The 15,577-nt window shown below is 72.5% G+C and carries 12 protein-coding genes; 9 read left to right on the top strand and 3 right to left on the bottom strand.

What is annotated here, in order from left to right:
• The first annotated feature begins 122 nt into the window (after window positions 1–122).
• Window positions 123–1,310, top strand: coding sequence for a tetratricopeptide repeat protein (locus GTZ93_RS01120; protein WP_139922641.1), 1,188 nt, complete (start codon window positions 123–125; stop codon window positions 1,308–1,310).
• Window positions 1,311–1,339: 29 nt separating this feature from the next.
• Here GTZ93_RS01120 and GTZ93_RS01115 read toward each other — a convergent pair whose 3' ends face one another.
• Window positions 1,340–2,302 carry an ornithine cyclodeaminase family protein gene (locus GTZ93_RS01115; RefSeq protein ID WP_139922638.1) on the bottom strand — a complete coding sequence of 321 codons (963 nt, stop codon included), beginning with the start codon at window positions 2,300–2,302 and terminating at the stop codon, window positions 1,340–1,342.
• Window positions 2,303–2,569: 267 nt separating this feature from the next.
• Here GTZ93_RS01115 and GTZ93_RS01110 point away from each other — a divergent pair, with 267 nt between their 5' ends.
• Entirely contained in the window at window positions 2,570–4,600 is a 2,031-nt protein-coding gene (locus GTZ93_RS01110; protein WP_257979481.1) for an ATP-binding protein, read from the top strand.
• Window positions 4,601–4,607: 7 nt separating this feature from the next.
• Here GTZ93_RS01110 and GTZ93_RS01105 read toward each other — a convergent pair whose 3' ends face one another.
• A complete protein-coding gene (locus GTZ93_RS01105) occupies window positions 4,608–6,236 on the bottom strand; it encodes a Sapep family Mn(2+)-dependent dipeptidase (RefSeq protein WP_161662607.1) in 1,629 nt (542 codons plus the stop codon).
• A gap of 112 nt (window positions 6,237–6,348) precedes the next feature.
• Between GTZ93_RS01105 and msrA the strand changes: the two genes are divergently transcribed.
• The 6 genes from msrA to GTZ93_RS01075 all read left to right on the top strand — a co-directional run bounded on the left by msrA (window position 6,349) and on the right by GTZ93_RS01075 (window position 13,873).
• Complete coding sequence (gene msrA / locus GTZ93_RS01100; protein WP_121756173.1) at window positions 6,349–7,005, top strand: peptide-methionine (S)-S-oxide reductase MsrA; 657 nt, start codon at window positions 6,349–6,351, stop codon at window positions 7,003–7,005.
• 110 nt (window positions 7,006–7,115) lie between these two features.
• Complete coding sequence (locus tag GTZ93_RS01095; protein WP_257979571.1) at window positions 7,116–7,640, top strand: aminoacyl-tRNA deacylase; 525 nt, start codon at window positions 7,116–7,118, stop codon at window positions 7,638–7,640.
• Window positions 7,637–9,160 (top strand): argininosuccinate lyase, encoded by a 1,524-nt coding sequence (argH, locus tag GTZ93_RS01090; RefSeq protein WP_167547783.1) that lies wholly within the window; start codon window positions 7,637–7,639, stop codon window positions 9,158–9,160. The genes GTZ93_RS01095 and argH overlap by 4 nt, the downstream gene beginning before the upstream one ends.
• A gap of 48 nt (window positions 9,161–9,208) precedes the next feature.
• The gene (locus GTZ93_RS01085; protein ID WP_249346822.1) at window positions 9,209–10,291 is read left to right on the top strand and encodes a cysteine synthase family protein; all 1,083 of its coding nucleotides are present in this window, start codon (window positions 9,209–9,211) and stop codon (window positions 10,289–10,291) included.
• On the top strand, window positions 10,291–11,550 hold the full coding sequence (locus tag GTZ93_RS01080) for an ATP-grasp domain-containing protein (protein ID WP_139919197.1): 1,260 nt from the start codon (window positions 10,291–10,293) through the stop codon (window positions 11,548–11,550). Before GTZ93_RS01085 ends, GTZ93_RS01080 begins: the two co-directional genes overlap by 1 nt.
• 10 nt (window positions 11,551–11,560) lie before the next feature.
• Entirely contained in the window at window positions 11,561–13,873 is a 2,313-nt protein-coding gene (locus tag GTZ93_RS01075; protein ID WP_139919198.1) for a M20/M25/M40 family metallo-hydrolase, read from the top strand.
• Between the two features lie 4 nt (window positions 13,874–13,877).
• Here GTZ93_RS01075 and GTZ93_RS01070 read toward each other — a convergent pair whose 3' ends face one another.
• A complete protein-coding gene (locus GTZ93_RS01070) occupies window positions 13,878–14,633 on the bottom strand; it encodes a thioesterase II family protein (RefSeq protein WP_139919199.1) in 756 nt (251 codons plus the stop codon).
• Window positions 14,634–14,679: 46 nt separating this feature from the next.
• Between GTZ93_RS01070 and GTZ93_RS01065 the strand changes: the two genes are divergently transcribed.
• Window positions 14,680–15,537 (top strand): class I SAM-dependent methyltransferase, encoded by an 858-nt coding sequence (locus GTZ93_RS01065; protein ID WP_139919200.1) that lies wholly within the window; start codon window positions 14,680–14,682, stop codon window positions 15,535–15,537.
• Window positions 15,538–15,577: the final 40 nt, after the last annotated feature.

The following is a 15,577-nucleotide window of genomic DNA, read 5'->3' as shown; positions in this document are numbered from 1 at the left end:
GGCGGGCCCCGTCCGGCCGCCTCCCACCTGAAGCTCTTCCCAGGGCCTCGTCCATCCGGGCGAGGCCCTTCCTTTTTCCCCGTTGCTCGACAGCCCCCGCCCCCTGGGGGACACTTTCCATCATGAACTCTCTGGAAACCCTTCTCGCGCAGGGTCAGGTGGCCCAGGCCAAGGCCGAGGCCGAGAAGCTCCTCGCGAAGAACCCCAACCACCGCGACGCGCTGGTCGTGATGGCCAAGCTGGCGCTGGTGGAGAACAAGGTGCCCCAGGCGGAAGGACTGCTCGCCAAGGCGGAGGCCCAGGGCGCCACGGCGGAGACCGGCCTGGTGCGCGCGAACATCGCCGCCCAGAAGGGCCAGCTCGACGCCGCGCTCAAGGCCTACCAGGGCGTGCTCGCGGTGGAGCCGAACCGCGCCGAGGCTCACTTCGGCAAGGGCATGATGCTGATCAAGCAGGACAAGGCGCCCCAGGCGCTGGAGGCCCTGTCCCAGGCCGCGAAGGCGGCGCCCCAGAACCCGGTGTTCCGCTACCGGCTGGGTCAGGTGCAGCTGGAGGCGGGCCAGACGGACGCCGGCCTCGCCACGCTGCGCGAGGTCCTCACGCTGGCGCCGCGCTTCGTGCCCGCGTACCTGAGCCTGTCGCACGCGCTGTCCGCCCAGGAGAAGCTGGTGGACGCGCGCAAGGTGCTGGAGCAGGGCCTCAAGGCGGTGCCCAACCAGCCGCGCATGCTCGCGTCCGTGACGGTGCTGTCCATGGCGCTGCGCGACCTGCGCACGTCGTACCAGGCGGCCTCCGCGCTCGCGGCCCAGCGCCCGAAGGACGCGGACGCCCAGGCGAACCTGGCGCAGCTGATGCTGGCGCGCGGTCAAATCGAACAGGCCCGGCACCTGTGCCAGACCATGGCGTCGCTGGGCGTCGCCAGCGAGTCGCTGAAGATGGCGGAGGCCACCTGCTTCGAGTCGCAGGAGCCGCCCGCGTACGACAAGGCCATCGCCGCGTACGAGCAGGGCATGGGCCTGGCGCCGGACGGCTGGCGCGCGGCGAACAACCTGGGCCAGCTGCTCCTGCGCGTCCCCGCGGAGCCGGCGAACGCCCACCTGCCGCGCGCGGTGACGGTGCTGGAGGAGGCCGTGCGCCGCGCCCCGGACCGCCCGGAGCCGCTGCTCAACCTGGCGCTCGCGCAGGCGCGCCTGGGCCAGGAGCAGAAGGCGAAGGAGCTGGTACAGAAGGTGCTCGCCATGCCTCTGGCGGAGGACACCGACCTGCACGAGGAGGCCGTGCGCCTCTCGCAGACGCTGTCCAAGGCCTGAAGCAGGCCGGACTGGACGGACGGCCCGCGCTACTCGTTGAAGTCGAGCGTGGGCACGTCCTCGTCGCCGGTCGCCGACTGGTACACGTGCCAGGCGGTGGCCAGGTCCTGGAAGGGCAGGCCCACCCCGGCGAACACCGTCACCTGGTCCTGGGACGTGCGCCCGGGCTTGAGGCCCGCGAGGACCTCGCCCAGCTCCGCGTGGATGGCGGCCTCCGTGAGCCCCACCGCGCCCGCCGCGCCGGTGGAGACACTCAAGCCGCGGTGGTCGCAGACGAACAGCGATTGCTCGAGCAGGTCCTGGGACAGCTCCGCCTTGCCCGGCTCGTCCGCGCCCAGCGCGGTGATGTGCGTGCCCGGCTGCACCATGCCCGCGTGCAGGAAGGGCTGGTGGCTCCACGTCGCCGTCACCACGATGTCCGCGTCCGCGACGGCCTCCGCCACGGACGTCTCCACTCGCACGGGCAGGTTCAGCTCCTGGTACATGCGCTGCGCGTAGGCGTTCGCGTGCGCGATGTTCGTGTCGTAGACGCGCACCTGGCTGAGCGTGCGCACCAGCCGCAGCTGCTTGAGCTGGAGCACGCCCTGGCGGCCGGCGCCAATCACCGCCACGCGCGTGGCGTCCGGCCGGGCCAGCACGTCCGCGGCCAGCGCGCCCACCACGCCGGTGCGCACGGCCGTGAGGTGGCCGGAGTCCATCACCGCGAGCAGCCCTCCCGTCACCAGGTCGTGCAGGTGCACCACGCCCTGGATGGCGGGCTTCTGCGCGGGGAACTTCGCGTGCACCTTCACCGTGTACGCGGGGATGCCGGGCACGCAGCCGGGGAAGAGCACCAGCGCGGTGCCCAACGAGTGCAGCGGCGCGCGCACGCGCTGCGGGGCCACCGTGCGGGCCAGGACGTCAGTGCGGAAGGCCTCGCGCAGGTCGTCCAGGAGCAGGAGCGCCTGGATGTTGCGGGCCACGGCGGAGCGGTTGAGCAGGAGGGTGGGCATGCTTTGACGGCCACCCTACCCGAGCATGCGCATGCCCTGGGGCGCGAACGTCCCCAGGGCTGGCCGAGCGCACGAAGGTGAACGGCGCGCCGGGCGGTGCGTCCGAGGCCTGGCCCGGGACCCGCGGCCGAGGGCTCGTGGCGGACCCCCATCCGACGCGAGGGCGAAGCGAACAGGGAGCACCATGCGCAGACTTTCCGCGAGGGGCGGCGCGACCGGGCGAGGGGCCCGGGGAGACGGGCGATGCAGGAGCCGGATTCACACTCCGTGGACGAGCATGCGCGCGGCGGCTCCCGCCTGCCCGCGGCGGAGTTCCTGCGCGCGAATCACGACGCGCTGCTGACCGACTGGCAGCAGGCGGTGTTCGAGCGCCTGAACCGGAAGGACTCCACCCGCCCGCCCTGGCTCATCGACCACATGCCGGAGCTGCTCACCGCGCTGACGGAAGCAATGGAGGTGGGGCCGGAGGCGCTGGACGAGCGCCTGGAGGCGGCGCACGCCGCGGCCCGCCTGGACGCGGGCTTCAACCTGGGCGAGGTGGCCCAGGAGTACGCGCTCCTGCGCCGCTGCATCCTCCACCGGCTGGAGGCGCTGGAGCAGCGGCTGCGGCCCGGAGACCTCACGCGGCTGGAGGAGACGCTCGACCGGGTGGTCACCCGGACGATGACGTTCTTCTGGGACATGAAGCAGCGCATCCTCCAGACGCTGGACCGCATGTCCGAAGCGACGCTGGACGATCCGGACATGGAGACGCTCCTGGAGCGCCTGCTCACCCGGCTGATGGAGTCCGCGCTCACCGTGGACACGGCGGCGGTGATGCTGCTGGAGGACGACGCGTTGGTGGTCCGCGCCGCGATGGGATTGAGCACGGACGAGGTGAAGGGCCTGCGCGTGCCGGTGGGCCAGGGCGTGAGCGGGCTGGCGGCTCTGGAGCGGCGGCCCTTCTTCGTCCGCTCGGCCGCCACCGACCCGCGCGTCCTTGTCGGGCCGCTGCGCCGCGCGGGGCTGCGCGCGCTGTACGGCCTGCCGCTCATGGACGGCGAGCGGCTCCTGGGCATGGCGTACATGGGCTCGCGCACGGCCTTCGCCTTCTCCGACTCGGACGTGCTGCTCTTCCACGCCGTCGCGGAGCGGGCGTCCGCGCACATCGCCCAGGCGGAGCTGCACGCGCGCGAGCACGCGGCACGCAAGGAAGCCGAGCGGTCGCTGGCCCTGCTGGACTCGCTGCTGGACGCGGCGCCCGTGGGCATCGCGTTCTTGGATCCGGACCTGCACTACCTGCGCATCAACGACACGATGGCGCACCTCAACGGCCACCCCGTGGAGGCGCACCGGGGTCGCACGGTGCGCGAGATGGTCCGTGAAGACGTCGTGGAGTCCGTCGAGCGGCCGATGCGGCAGGTGCTGGAGACCGGGCAGCCCGTGCAGGACGTGCTCATCCAGGGGCCGGATCCGGTGCGGGGCCGCGCGGGGTCCTGGCGCGTGGACTACTTCCCGGTGCGCACCCCGGACGGCGTGCTGCTGGGGGTGGGCAACACCGTGGTGGACGTCAGCGACTACAAGCGCGCGGAGACCGCGCTCCAGCAGGCCATCGACTTCCGCGAGGAGCTCATCGCCGTCCTGGGCCACGACCTGCGCAACCCCCTGCACGCGGTGAACGCGTCGGCGTTCATGCTGGGGAAGATCCCGGCGCTGGACACGCCGGCGCGCCGCTCCGTGGACCGCATCCGCAAGGCCACGGCGCGGATGGCTCGGATGATCAACGACATCCTCGACTTCGCGCGCAGCCGCCTGGGCGGGGGCATCCCGGTGACGCGCCAGCACGTGAACATGGAGGAGCTGTGCCAGGGCATGCTGGAGGAGCTCCAGGTGGTCTACCCGGAGCGGCCCCTCGTGCTGGAGGTGCACGGGGACGACCTGTGGGGGGACTGGGACCCGGACCGGGTGACGCAGGTGCTGGGCAACCTGGTGGTGAACGCGCTGCAACACGCGAGGAACGACTCGCCCGTCGTCACCACGCTCACGGGCGAGTCCGCGGAGGTGGTGATGCAGGTGCGCAACGAGGGCAACCCCATCCCGCCGGAGCTGCTGCCGCACCTGTTCGACCCGTTCAAGCAGTCGAGCGTCCCGAACGCGGGCAGCAAGCACCGCAGCCTGGGGCTGGGGCTCTACATCGTGAGTGAGATCGTCCAGGTGCACCGGGGCAGCGTCCGCGTGGAGACCGCCGCCGGAGATGGAACGACCTTCACCGTGCGCTGGCCCCGGGTCCCCCCACCCCTGGGCTACCTGACGCCGTGAGCCGCCGTCACGGCGCGGCCTTCACCTCGGACGGGGGCGCGATGGCGAGCGTGTGCACGGCCTCCGCGAGCATGCGCGTGCTCAGGTCCAGCGTCTCCAGCGCGATGGATTCATCCGGGGCGTGGCCGGTGTAGGGCTCGTTGGGGAACGCGGGCCCGAAGTCCACGGCGCGAGGGAACAGCCGCGCGTAGGTGCCGCCGCGGATGGAGCCGGGCACCGCGTCCGGCGCCTTGCGCTGCCGCTGGTAGATATCCATCAGCGTCTTCACCAGCGGACCGGACGTGTCCGCCACGTGCGGGTCGCCCAGGTAGCGGCCGGCGCCCTCCTTCACCTGGCCACCGGAGTCCTCGCCCACGCGCTTCGCGGCGGCGTCCAGCGACGCGTTGAAGGCCGCCGCGTCCTGGCCCTGAGGCCGGCGCATGTTGACGCCCAGGGACACGGTGCCGTCCTTCACGCGCAGCACGGTGGGCGCCACGAGCAGCGGGCCCATCAGCGCGTCCTGGTACTTCAGGCCCAGCTTCTCGCCGTGGTGGTCGCCGTCGAAGCGCTTCGACACCACGCGCAGCAGCGCCGCGATGCCGTTGTCCTCCAGTGACAGACGCGAGGCCACGGCGGACAGGTCCCAGAGCGCGTTGTGGCCCTCGTCCGCGGTGGACGAGTGCACCGCCACGCCGTGGGCGGTGAGCACCACGGTGTTGCCCTCGCGCTTCGCGTCGGCCTTCAGGTCCTTGCGGGAGGGGGACTCCTGGGCGATGGCCGCCTTCACGGCGGCGAGCACGGTCTCCGGCGTCTGGCCCTTCACGGGCGTGAGCTTCAGCGTGGCGGTGCCGGGCACCTGGGTGAGGAACTCGCCCGCGCTCACGTCCACGGCGCGCGCGACGGTGCCCTCCTTCGGCGTGGCGAGGGCCGTGCCCACGGGCGCCTCCAGCGTCCACGCGACGAAGCCGGACTGCGCGGCCATCACCGGGTAGCCGGAGTCCACGGAGATGACGTGCGTGGGCTTGGGCTGCGTGTCCGCGTAGTTCTTCATGCCGGACCAGTCGCTCTCCTCGCCGTTGCCGATGATGATCAGCACCTTGCCCTGGGGCTTGAGGCCCAGGTCCTTCGCCATGGCCAGCGCGACGAGCCCGGAGGCGATGGGACCCTTGTCGTCCTCCACGCCGCGGCCGTACAGGCGGCCCTTCTCCACCACCGGCTTGAAGGGCGCGCGCTTCCATTCATGGGCGGGCGCGGGGACGACGTCGCCATGGAACACGAGCCCCAGCAGCGGCTCGCCTTCACCCCAGGACAGCTCGAAGACGTCGTTGTCGCCCACGGTGCGGAAGCCGAAGCCGTGCTGCTTCGCCCAGGTCTCCAGGGCGCGGCCCATGGCGGCCACCTCCGGGTTCTTCGCGGCGGGGGCTTCGCTGCTCACCGTCTTGAAGCGGACGAGCGTCTGGGTGAGGGCCACCACGTCATCCAGTGCACAGGCCTGGACGTAGGCGGCGTAACGCTCCGCGGCGGAGGCGCCCTTCAGGGCGGCGTCGGAGAAGCGGGCGGCGCGGGCGGCGGGCTTGCCGGCGCAGCGCGGGTCCTTGGCGGCGAGGGCGGCGGTGGGGGCCAGGAGGCAGAGAGCGGCGAGGAGACGGGTGCGCATGGGAGGCCTGGGGAACCGTCGGGAGGACGGGGCATTCCTGGTGGGACGGGGGGCGGGAGGGCGGGCGTGCGCCGGGCGTGAAAATGGGGAGGCTCGGGGCTAAAGCTAGAGCATGTTCTTCACGTCCCCGAAGAAGTTGAGGCTCCCCACTCCGCAGGAGGCGCTGCCGGGCCGTCCGCAGGAGATGCCGGTTCCGCAGAAGCACACCGTGCTGGGCACCCCGCTGAAGGGGCCGGTGCCGGAGGGCTTTGAAACGGCCGTCTTCGGCATGGGCTGCTTCTGGGGCGTCGAGCGCAAGTTCTGGCAGGTGCCCGGCGTGTACTCCACCTCGGTGGGCTACGCGGGCGGGCTGACGCCGAACCCCACGTACGAAGAGGTCTGCTCCGGGCTCACCGGCCACAACGAAGTGGTGCGCGTGGTGTTCGACCCGGCGAAGGTCACGTACGCGCAGCTCTTGAAGGTGTTCTGGGAGAACCACGACCCGACACAGGGCATGCGCCAGGGCAACGACGCGGGCACGCAGTACCGCTCCGGCATCTACTTCGCGAACGACGCGCAGAAGCGCGCCGCGGAGGAGACGCGGCAGGCGTATCAGGCCGCGCTCAACGCGAAGGGCCTGGGCGACATCACCACGGAGGTCCTGCCCTCGCCGGCCTTCTATTACGCCGAGGATTACCACCAGCAGTACCTGCAGAAAAACCCAGGGGGTTATTGCGGCGTTGGCGGCACCGGCGTGAGCTGCCCGATTGGCATTGGCGTCAGCGCGTAACGCTCGCGCGCACGACGTGAAACACGCGCGCGGAGCGGATCCACCGTCACGGGTTCCGCTCCGCGGGCACCCTTCACGTAAGAGAGGAATCCTTTAAACTCGCGTTCGTCATGAACACGACGGATGCACCTTCCCGACGCGAGTTTTTGGAGCAGTACCTGCGTGATTCCCAGGTCGCTGCGACGCTGATCAACCCCGGCGCGGACATGCCCACGGTGCCGCTGGCGGCGGCGGCGCTGGGCGTGATGCCCGCGCAGATCGTCAAGACCATCGTCTTCGAGGGGAAGAAGGATGCGTCTCGCGCGTGTCTGGCCATCGCGCCCGGCGACATCCGCATCGCCACCGCGAAGGTGGCCGCCGCGCTCCAGCTCACGCAGCTCAAGCTGGCCAGTGCGCAGACGGTTTTGCGGCTGACGGGCTACGCCGTCGGCGGCGTCCCTCCGGTGGGGCACGCGACGCCGCTGCCCGTGGTCATCGACTCGCGCGTGCTCCAGTACGACGTCGTCTTCGGCGGCGGCGGGGATGATCAGCACATGCTGCGCATCTCGCCGCGGGACATCCAGCGGCTCACCGGCGCGGTGGTGGGCGACATCGCCGCGGAGGACGCAGCGGCTTCCCCGGTGGACGCACGATGAGCGCGCAGACCCTGGGCCGCGTTTCGCTGCCGCCCCACCCCGTCCTCTTCCGGCTGTTCTACGAACCGGGCTTCGCGGACGACCAGCGCACGGTGCTGCCGCACCTGTTGCGCATCGACGCGGCCCACCTGGTGATGCTCGCGCACCGGAGCATCCTCCCCGCGGAGACCGTGGCGCGCCTGTTGTCCGTCAACCGCGACCTGCGGCTGCGCTCGGACGCGGGTGAGACCGTGTTCGAAACGCCCGCGTCGCACCGCGGCCTCTACCTCACGTACGAGAACGAATACATCCACCGGCTGGGAGGCGAGGTCGGCGGATCCGCGCACGTGGCCCGCAGCCGCAACGACATCAACGCCACCGTGACGCGGATGCGGCTGCGCACGGAGCTGCTGGGCGTGCTCGCCGGCTGCGAGTCCCTGTCGCGCACGCTGAGCACGCAGGCGCACGCGCACGCGCGCACGGTGATGAGCTCCTTCACCCATCAGCAGCCCGCGCAGCCCTCCACGTTCGGCCACTACCTGACGGCGGTGCTGTCGGAGTTCGTCCGCGGCACCGCGTGGCTCGCCGCCAGCTACGGCACCGTCAACCGCAGCCCCATGGGCGCCGCGGCTGGAGGTGGCACGTCGTTCCCCATCGACCCGCACGAGGTCGCGCGGCTGCTGGGCTTCTCCGCGCCGGTGCTCAACTCCGCGGACGCCGTCGGTTCGCGGGACTTCGTCATCCAGGTGCTCGGGCCCCTGGCGCTCATGGGCACCACGCTCACGCGGCTGGCCAACGACCTGCAGGCCTGGGCCAGCATGGCCTACGGCTTCCTCGACTGGCCGGATGACCTGGTGAGCACCAGCTCCATCATGCCGCAGAAGCGCAACGCCTTCGTCCTGGAGCACATCCGCGGACAGGCGGTGCACCCCACCGGCGCGCTGATGAACGCCTTGATGGGCCTGAAGAACACGCCCTTCACCAACAGCGTGGAGGTCAGCGGTGAAGTCTCCGCGCACCTGTGGCCCGCGCTCCGGGGCATCAGCAAGGCGGTCCAACTGATGGACCTGCTGCTCCAGCACGTGCGCGTCCGCCCGGACGCGATGCGCGCCTTCCTGGTCCACGCGGACACGACGATGACCGCCGTCGCGGACCACCTGGTCGCGCGGCACGGGCTCGCGTTCCGCACGGCCCACGACGTGGTGGCCCGGCTCGTGGCGCGCAAGACGGGCGACGCGCCCCTCACCGCCGCGGAGGCCCGGCACGGGCTGGAGGCGTTGCTCCTGGAAGTCACCTCGCGCGCCTTCACGCTCGACGAGGCGGAGCTGGCGCGCGCGCTGGAGCCCGCCACCTGCGTGGAGGCGTCCGCCCATGGCGGAGGCCCCGCGCCCGCCTCCGTCCTGGCCCAGCTCGCCGCGCTGGAAGACCCGGGCCTCGCCGCCTCCCTCCAGGCATGGCGCGTCGAACAGGAAGACGCGCGCGGACAGCTGGAGCAGGCCGTCACCGCGCTTCTCACCGCCTCCGGATTCCCGACCCCCTAACCCCGCCCGCCCTCCGCCATGCTCAAGGTCTCGTCCGTCCTGGAGTTGATGAAGAACACCCCCCTCGTCTCGCTGCGGGGCCGCGCCGTGAACCGGCCGCGCGCGCAGCTGTGGGGCAAGCTGGAGCTGTCCATGCCCGGGCAGATGAAGGACCGGGTCGCGCTCAAGATGGTGACCGACGCGGAGGCCCGGGGCGACCTTCAGCCCGGCGGCACCATCGTCGAAAGCTCCTCCGGCACCATGGCGGAGGGCCTGGCCCGCGTGGGCACCCTCAAGGGCTACCGGGTCATCATCATCACCGACCCGCGCATCGACGTGAGCACCGCCGCCAAGCTGCGGGCGCTGGGCGCGGAGGTCCTGGTGGTGGACGCCTATCACCCCACCGGCGGCTGGCAGCAGTCGCGGCTGGAGCGCCTGCGCGACGTGCTGCGCGACGTGCCCGGCGCCTACTGGCCGCGCCAGTACGACAGCCCCAGCAACCCGGGCGCGTACAACAGCGCCATGGCCCAGGAGTTGACCGAGGCGCTGGGCGGCAACATCGCCGCGCTGGTGGCCAGCGTGGGCAGCGGCGGGTCCCTCAGTGGAACGGCCGCCGCGCTCAAGCAGCGCCTGCCGCACGTGCGCGTGGTGGCCGTGGACGCGGTGGGCTCCGTGCAGTTCCACCAGCCCAACCGCCCCCGTCTCCAGAGCGGCCACGGCAACAGCATCATCGCGGGCAACATCAACTACCGCGTCATCGACGAGGCCCACTGGCTGTCCGACGGCGAGGTGTTCCAGGGCTGCCGCGAGTTGGCCCGGCGCGAGGGCATCTTCGCGGGCGGCTCGTCCGGCGCGGTCTACATCGTGGGCTCGTGGCTGGCGGAGCAGTTCGGCCCGGACGCCCACGTCGTGGGCATCTTCCCGGACAAGGGCGACCGCTACGGGGAGACCATCTACTCGGACGACTATCTGGCGAAGCACCACATCGCCGGCCCGGAGTGCGCCGCCGCGGCGGCCCCGCACGCCATCCGCTACGGCGTGGACGTGGCCGAGCGCTGGAGCCACGCGCCGCTGCCCCACGACGGCGGCGTCCCGTACCACGCGCCCGACATCACCCTCAGCGGCGACCTCACCCGGGAGCTGGGGCTGTGATGCGCGCCCACTTCGCCTTCATCGAGAGCAACACCACGGGCACCGGCAAGCTCGCCGTGGAGCGGCTGGTGGACCAGGGACAGCAGGTCACATTCATCACCCGTCAGCCCGGCAAGTATCCCTTCCTCGCGAAGCTCGCGGGCAGCCCGGGGCTCCAGGTGCTGGAGGCGGACACGAACGACCAGGAGGCGATGGACGCCTGCGTGCGGGCCCTGACGGCGCGCACGCGCGTGGACGCGCTCCTGACCTTCTCCACGTTCTACGTGCCCCTTGTGGCCTGGCTGGCCGCCCGGTACGGCTTCCGCTACCTGCACCCGGACGCGGCCCGCATCTGCCATGAGAAGCACGAGGCCCGGAAGGTGCTGCGCGCCGCGGGCCTGCCCACCCCGGAGTTCTGGCTCGTCACCTCCGAGGCCCAGGCGCTCCAGGTGAGCCGCGAGGCCACCTACCCCTGCGTGGTGAAGCCCACCGCGGAGAGCGGCAGCACCGGCGTACGGCGCGTGGATTCGCCCGAGGCGCTGCTCGCGCACTACCGGGCGCTCGCGTCGCGCCGGGTGAACGAGCGCGGCCAGGCGCTGGCCGGCGAGGTGCTGGTGGAGGGCTTCCTCACCGGGCCCGAGTTCAGCGTGGAGACCGTGACGCTCGCCCGGGGCGACACGCGCGTCATCGGCGTCACGCGCAAGCACCTGTCCGCCCCGCCCCACTTCGTGGAGCTGGGCCACGACTTCCCGGCGCCCCTCGACGACAGTGAGCGCCAGGCGCTCGAGCGCGCCGTGGTGGCCGCGCTGGACGCGGTGGGCTTCGACCTGGGCCCCGCGCACACGGAGATCCGCCTCTGCGCCCAGGGCCCGGTGGTCATCGAAATCAACCCGCGGCTGGCGGGCGGGATGATTCCGGAGCTGGTGCGCCACGCGACCGGCATCGACCTGCTGACGGTGCTGCTGGAGCAGCTGCTGGGGCGGCCCGTGGACCTGACGCCCCGCCAGAAGGCCACGGCCTCCATCCGCTTCCTCACCGCGTCCGGCGCGGGGCGGCTCGCGGCGGTGCACGGCGTGGAGGACGCACGCCAGGAGGACGGCGTGCGCGAGGTGTCCGTGGACAAGGCGCCGGGCGTCACCGTGCGTCCACCGGAGAGCTCTGGCGACCGGCTGGGCCACGTCATCGCGAGCGGCGAGGACCGCGCCCACGTGGAGCGCGCGGTGACGCAGGCGCTGGGGCGGATCCGCTTCGACGTGGTGGCCCCGGAAGCGGCGGCGTGAAGGCCCGCGCGTGAGCCCCCGCATCGCCAGCCTCGCGGCCGCGGTCATCACCGCGATCACCGCCGCCCTCGCCCTGCACTTCGCCTCCGCGCCCACCGCGCTGCCCGCGACAGCGCCCCCGGAGGTGTTCTCCGCGGGGCGTGCGCGGGAGCACCTGGCGCGCATCGCGGCCCGGCCACACCCCGTGGGCTCGCAAGCCCACCGCGAGGTGCGCGAGTACCTGGTGGACACCGTGCGCGGACTGGGCGTCACGCCGGAGGTGCAGGCCACGGCCGCCATCCACCCGGACATGGAGGAGAACTCCATCCCGGGCGCCACCGTCCACAACGTGCTTGCCCACGTGAAGGGCCAGGACAGCCGTGGCGTCATCGCCATCGTCGCGCACTACGACTCCGTGCCCACGTCGCCCGGGGCCTCGGATGACGGGGCCGGCGTGGCGGCGATGCTGGAGACGCTGCGGGCGCTGCGCACGGGCCCGCCGCTGCGCAACGACGTCCTCTTTCTCTTCACGGACGCGGAGGAGACGGGGCTCGTGGGGGCGCGGGCGTTCGCGTTCCATCACCCGCTGGCGGACCAGGTCTCCGTGGTCCTCAACTTCGAGGCCCGGGGCTCGCAGGGGCCCTCGCTGATGTTCCAGCCGGGCCCCGGCAACCGCTGGCTCATCCAGCACCTGGCGCGCTCGGGGGCACCCGCCCAGGCCAGCTCGCTGTTCGACGAGGTGTACCGGCGGCTGCAGAACGACACGGACTTCACCGTCTTCCTCCAGAGGGGGAAGACGGGCCTCAACTTCGGCTTCCTCGACGGGTTCATGCGCTACCACGCGCGCACGGACGACCTCGCCCACTTCGGCCTGGACAGCCTCCAGCACCACGGCGAGGTGATGCTCGCGCTCGCGCGGCACCTGGGCGACGACGCGCTGGAGCCGGCGCCACCGGAGGACGCCGTCTACTTCAACGCCGGGCCCTTCCTCGTGCACCACCCTGCCACCTGGGCCCCGCCCATCGCGCTGCTGGCGCTGCTCGCAGTGGCGGCCGCGCTCGTCATGGGACTGCGCCGTGGCCGGCTGCGCGCGTCCGGACTGACGTGGGGCGTGGGCGCGTTGTTCGCGGCGGCGGTGGCGGGCGCGGCGGCGGTCCAGGCCGCGTGGTGGGGGGTGCTGCGCGTCGACGGGGGGCTGGGCGTGCTGCCGCAGGGCGACGCCTACCACGGCGACCTCTTCATCGCGGGACTGCTGGCGCTCACGCTGTCGGCGGTGGTCGGCGTCCAGGCACTCTTCCTGCGCAGGGCACGCGCGGAGGAGCTGGTGGCGGGGGCGCTCGCGGTGTGGGCCGTGCTGGGCGTGGCCAGCGCATTCGTGGCGCCGGGCCTCAGCTACCTGTTCGCGGTGCCTGCCCTCGTGGGCGCGTTGGCGCTCGGAGGACAGCTTCGCGGGTCGCCGGAGCAGCCCTCCGCGCGGGGCCGGCTGCTGCTGGCCTTGAGCGCCATTCCGGCCCTGATGCTGTGGGTGCCGCAGGTGCTTAACCTCTACGTCGCGCTGACGCTCGCCCTGGCACCAGTGGCGACGCTGGCGGTGGCGCCCTGGCTCGCGCTGCTGTGGCCGCAGGTCTTCGCACCGATGGCGCGCCCCGGCCGGACGGTGGCGCTGCCCATGCTCGCGCTGGCGTGCGTACTCCTGGGCGTGGGCGTGGTGCGGGAGCGCTTCGACGCGAGCGACCCGCGCCCCAGCAGCGTCGCCTACGCCGTGGATGCAAACCGGGGCGAGGCGTACTGGCTCTCCAGCGACTTCGAGGTGGACGCGTGGGCCTCGCGCTTCGTGAGCGCGGATGCTCCGGCGCGCCGCCTGGACAGCTACCTGCCCCGCTTCTGGCGCGACGTGCGCGTGGCGCCCGCGCCCCACCGGCCCCTGCCGGCCCCCAGCGTGCGCGTGTCGCGGGACGAGACGCGGGACGGACTGCGGCGGCTGGTGCTCCACGTGGAGTCCGTGGAGCGGGCGCCCCTGCTCCAGGTCCGGTTCGAGGCGGGCACGCCGCTGCGGGCGCTGACCATCGCCGGCCAGCCGGTGCACGCGAGCGCCGTGGCCCGGCTGCGCGACGTGCCGGGCGGCGGGCTGCTGGAGTACTGGGACGTGCCCCCGGGAGGCCTGCCGCTGGAGCTCACCGTGCCCGAGGGCACGAAGGTCCAACTCCGCGCGACCGCCGTGCGCTTCGACCTGGACCTGGCCCCCGGCGCGCCCGCGGCCCAACGTCCGGAGGACACCATGCCGGTGCCCTTCGGCTTCGCGGTGACCGACGAGACGCTGGTGAGCGTGACGGGCGAGTACTGACGCCTCAGAGTCCCGGCACGGCCCCGCGCAGCTTCCGCCAGAGCACCTGGATGACGGCGGGGTAGCCAGCGCGGATGAAGAGGTGCCCCCCGGGCAGCATGTGCTGGGAGAACGCGCCGCGCGTCCGCTCGCGCCACGCGGCCAGCTCCTCCCGGGAGACGGCCGCGTCATCCAGCCCTCCGAAGGCGGAGAGGGGAACGTCCACCGGCTCACCGGGCCCGGGGGCCGCGCTCTCCGCCAGTTGGAGGTCCGCGCGCAGCAGGGGGCCCCACGCCTCCAGGAGCCCCGCGTCCGGGAGCCCGTCGAAGGCCCCCGCGCCCAGCTGGCGCACCACCTGGAGGAACTCCGGCTCCGGCAGCGCGTGCAGCAAGGGGCCCGTGCGCGGCAGGCCGGGTGCGGGCGCGCCGGAGACGAAGAGGTGCAGCGGCGCGGGCCCGCCCCGCTGGCGCAGGCGCCGCGTCCACTCGAAGGCCACCAGCGCCCCCAGGCTGTGCCCGAAGAAGGCGAACGGCCGGTCCTCCAGCCAGGGCGACAGCGCCGCGTCCATTTCGTCCAGCAGCGCGGGCAGCGACGTGAAGGGCGCCTCCGTCAGGCGCTCCTCACGGCCCGGCGGCTGCACCGCGGCCAGCTCCATGCCCTCCGGCAGCACGCCGGCCCAGGGCCGGAACACGGACGCGCCACCGCCCGCGAACGGGAAGCAGAACAGGCGCACGCGGGTGCCAGCGCGGGCCCGGTGCAGGGGCAACCAGGAGGAAGTCACCCCTCTCTTCTACCCTTCCCCCCTGCACCCCTGGAATCATGGCCCCATGGCTCCCTCCAAAGACCTGCATGAAGCCAACCGGCGCTCGTGGAACGAGGCCACCCCGGCACACAACAGCCACAAGGGCGACCAGGCCCGCGCCCTGCGCGAAGGCCACTGCACCCTCTTCCCCGAGGAACAGGAGCTGGTGGGAGACGTGCGGGGCCAGTCGCTGGTGCACCTCCTGTGCAACAGCGGGCAGGACACGCTGAGCTTCGCCGCGAAGGGCGCGCGCGTGACGGGCGTGGACATCAGCGACGAGGCCATCGCGTTCGCGCGCTCGCTCTCCGAGGCGTCCGGCCTCCCGGGCACCTTCGTGCGGCAGGACGTCTACGACTGGCTCGCCGCCGCCTCCGCGGAGGGCACGCGCTACGACGTCGCCTTCTCCTCCTATGGCGCGATGTGCTGGCTGTCCGACCTGGGCGCCTGGGCCCGGGGACTCGCGGGCGTGCTCGCGCCGGGAGGCCGCTTCGTCGTCGTCGACTTCCATCCGCTGGCGCTCACGCTCGACGAACAGTGGAGGCTCCACTACCCCTATGGTGGAGGCGTGCACGTGGAGACCGCTGGCGTGACGGACTACGTCGCGCAGGCGCAGGACGCGCTCGTGCCCTGGGGCTTCAAAGAGGGCGTGAAGGACTTCCGCAATCCGCATCCGGACCACACGTTCCAGTGGGGGCTGGGGGAGATCATCACCGCCCTGTTGTCCGCGGGCCTGCGCCTGGAGGCCCTCCGCGAGTACCCGTACGCGAACGGCGCGCGTCTCTTCCCCCGCATGCGCGAAACAGAGGGCCGCCGCATGTGGCCACCGGAGGAGTTGCCCACCATCCCGCTGATGTTCGGACTCGTGGTGATCAAGCCAGCTTGAGCCCCGCGCCTACCCGGCACCTCCTTGTTCGCATCCTGGA

Origin of the sequence: Corallococcus exiguus, from assembly GCF_009909105.1 — a bacterium.
Lineage (GTDB): Bacteria > Myxococcota > Myxococcia > Myxococcales > Myxococcaceae > Corallococcus > Corallococcus exiguus.
Note: the sequence above shows the minus strand (reverse complement) of the source record. Positions and strands in the feature narration are given on the sequence as shown.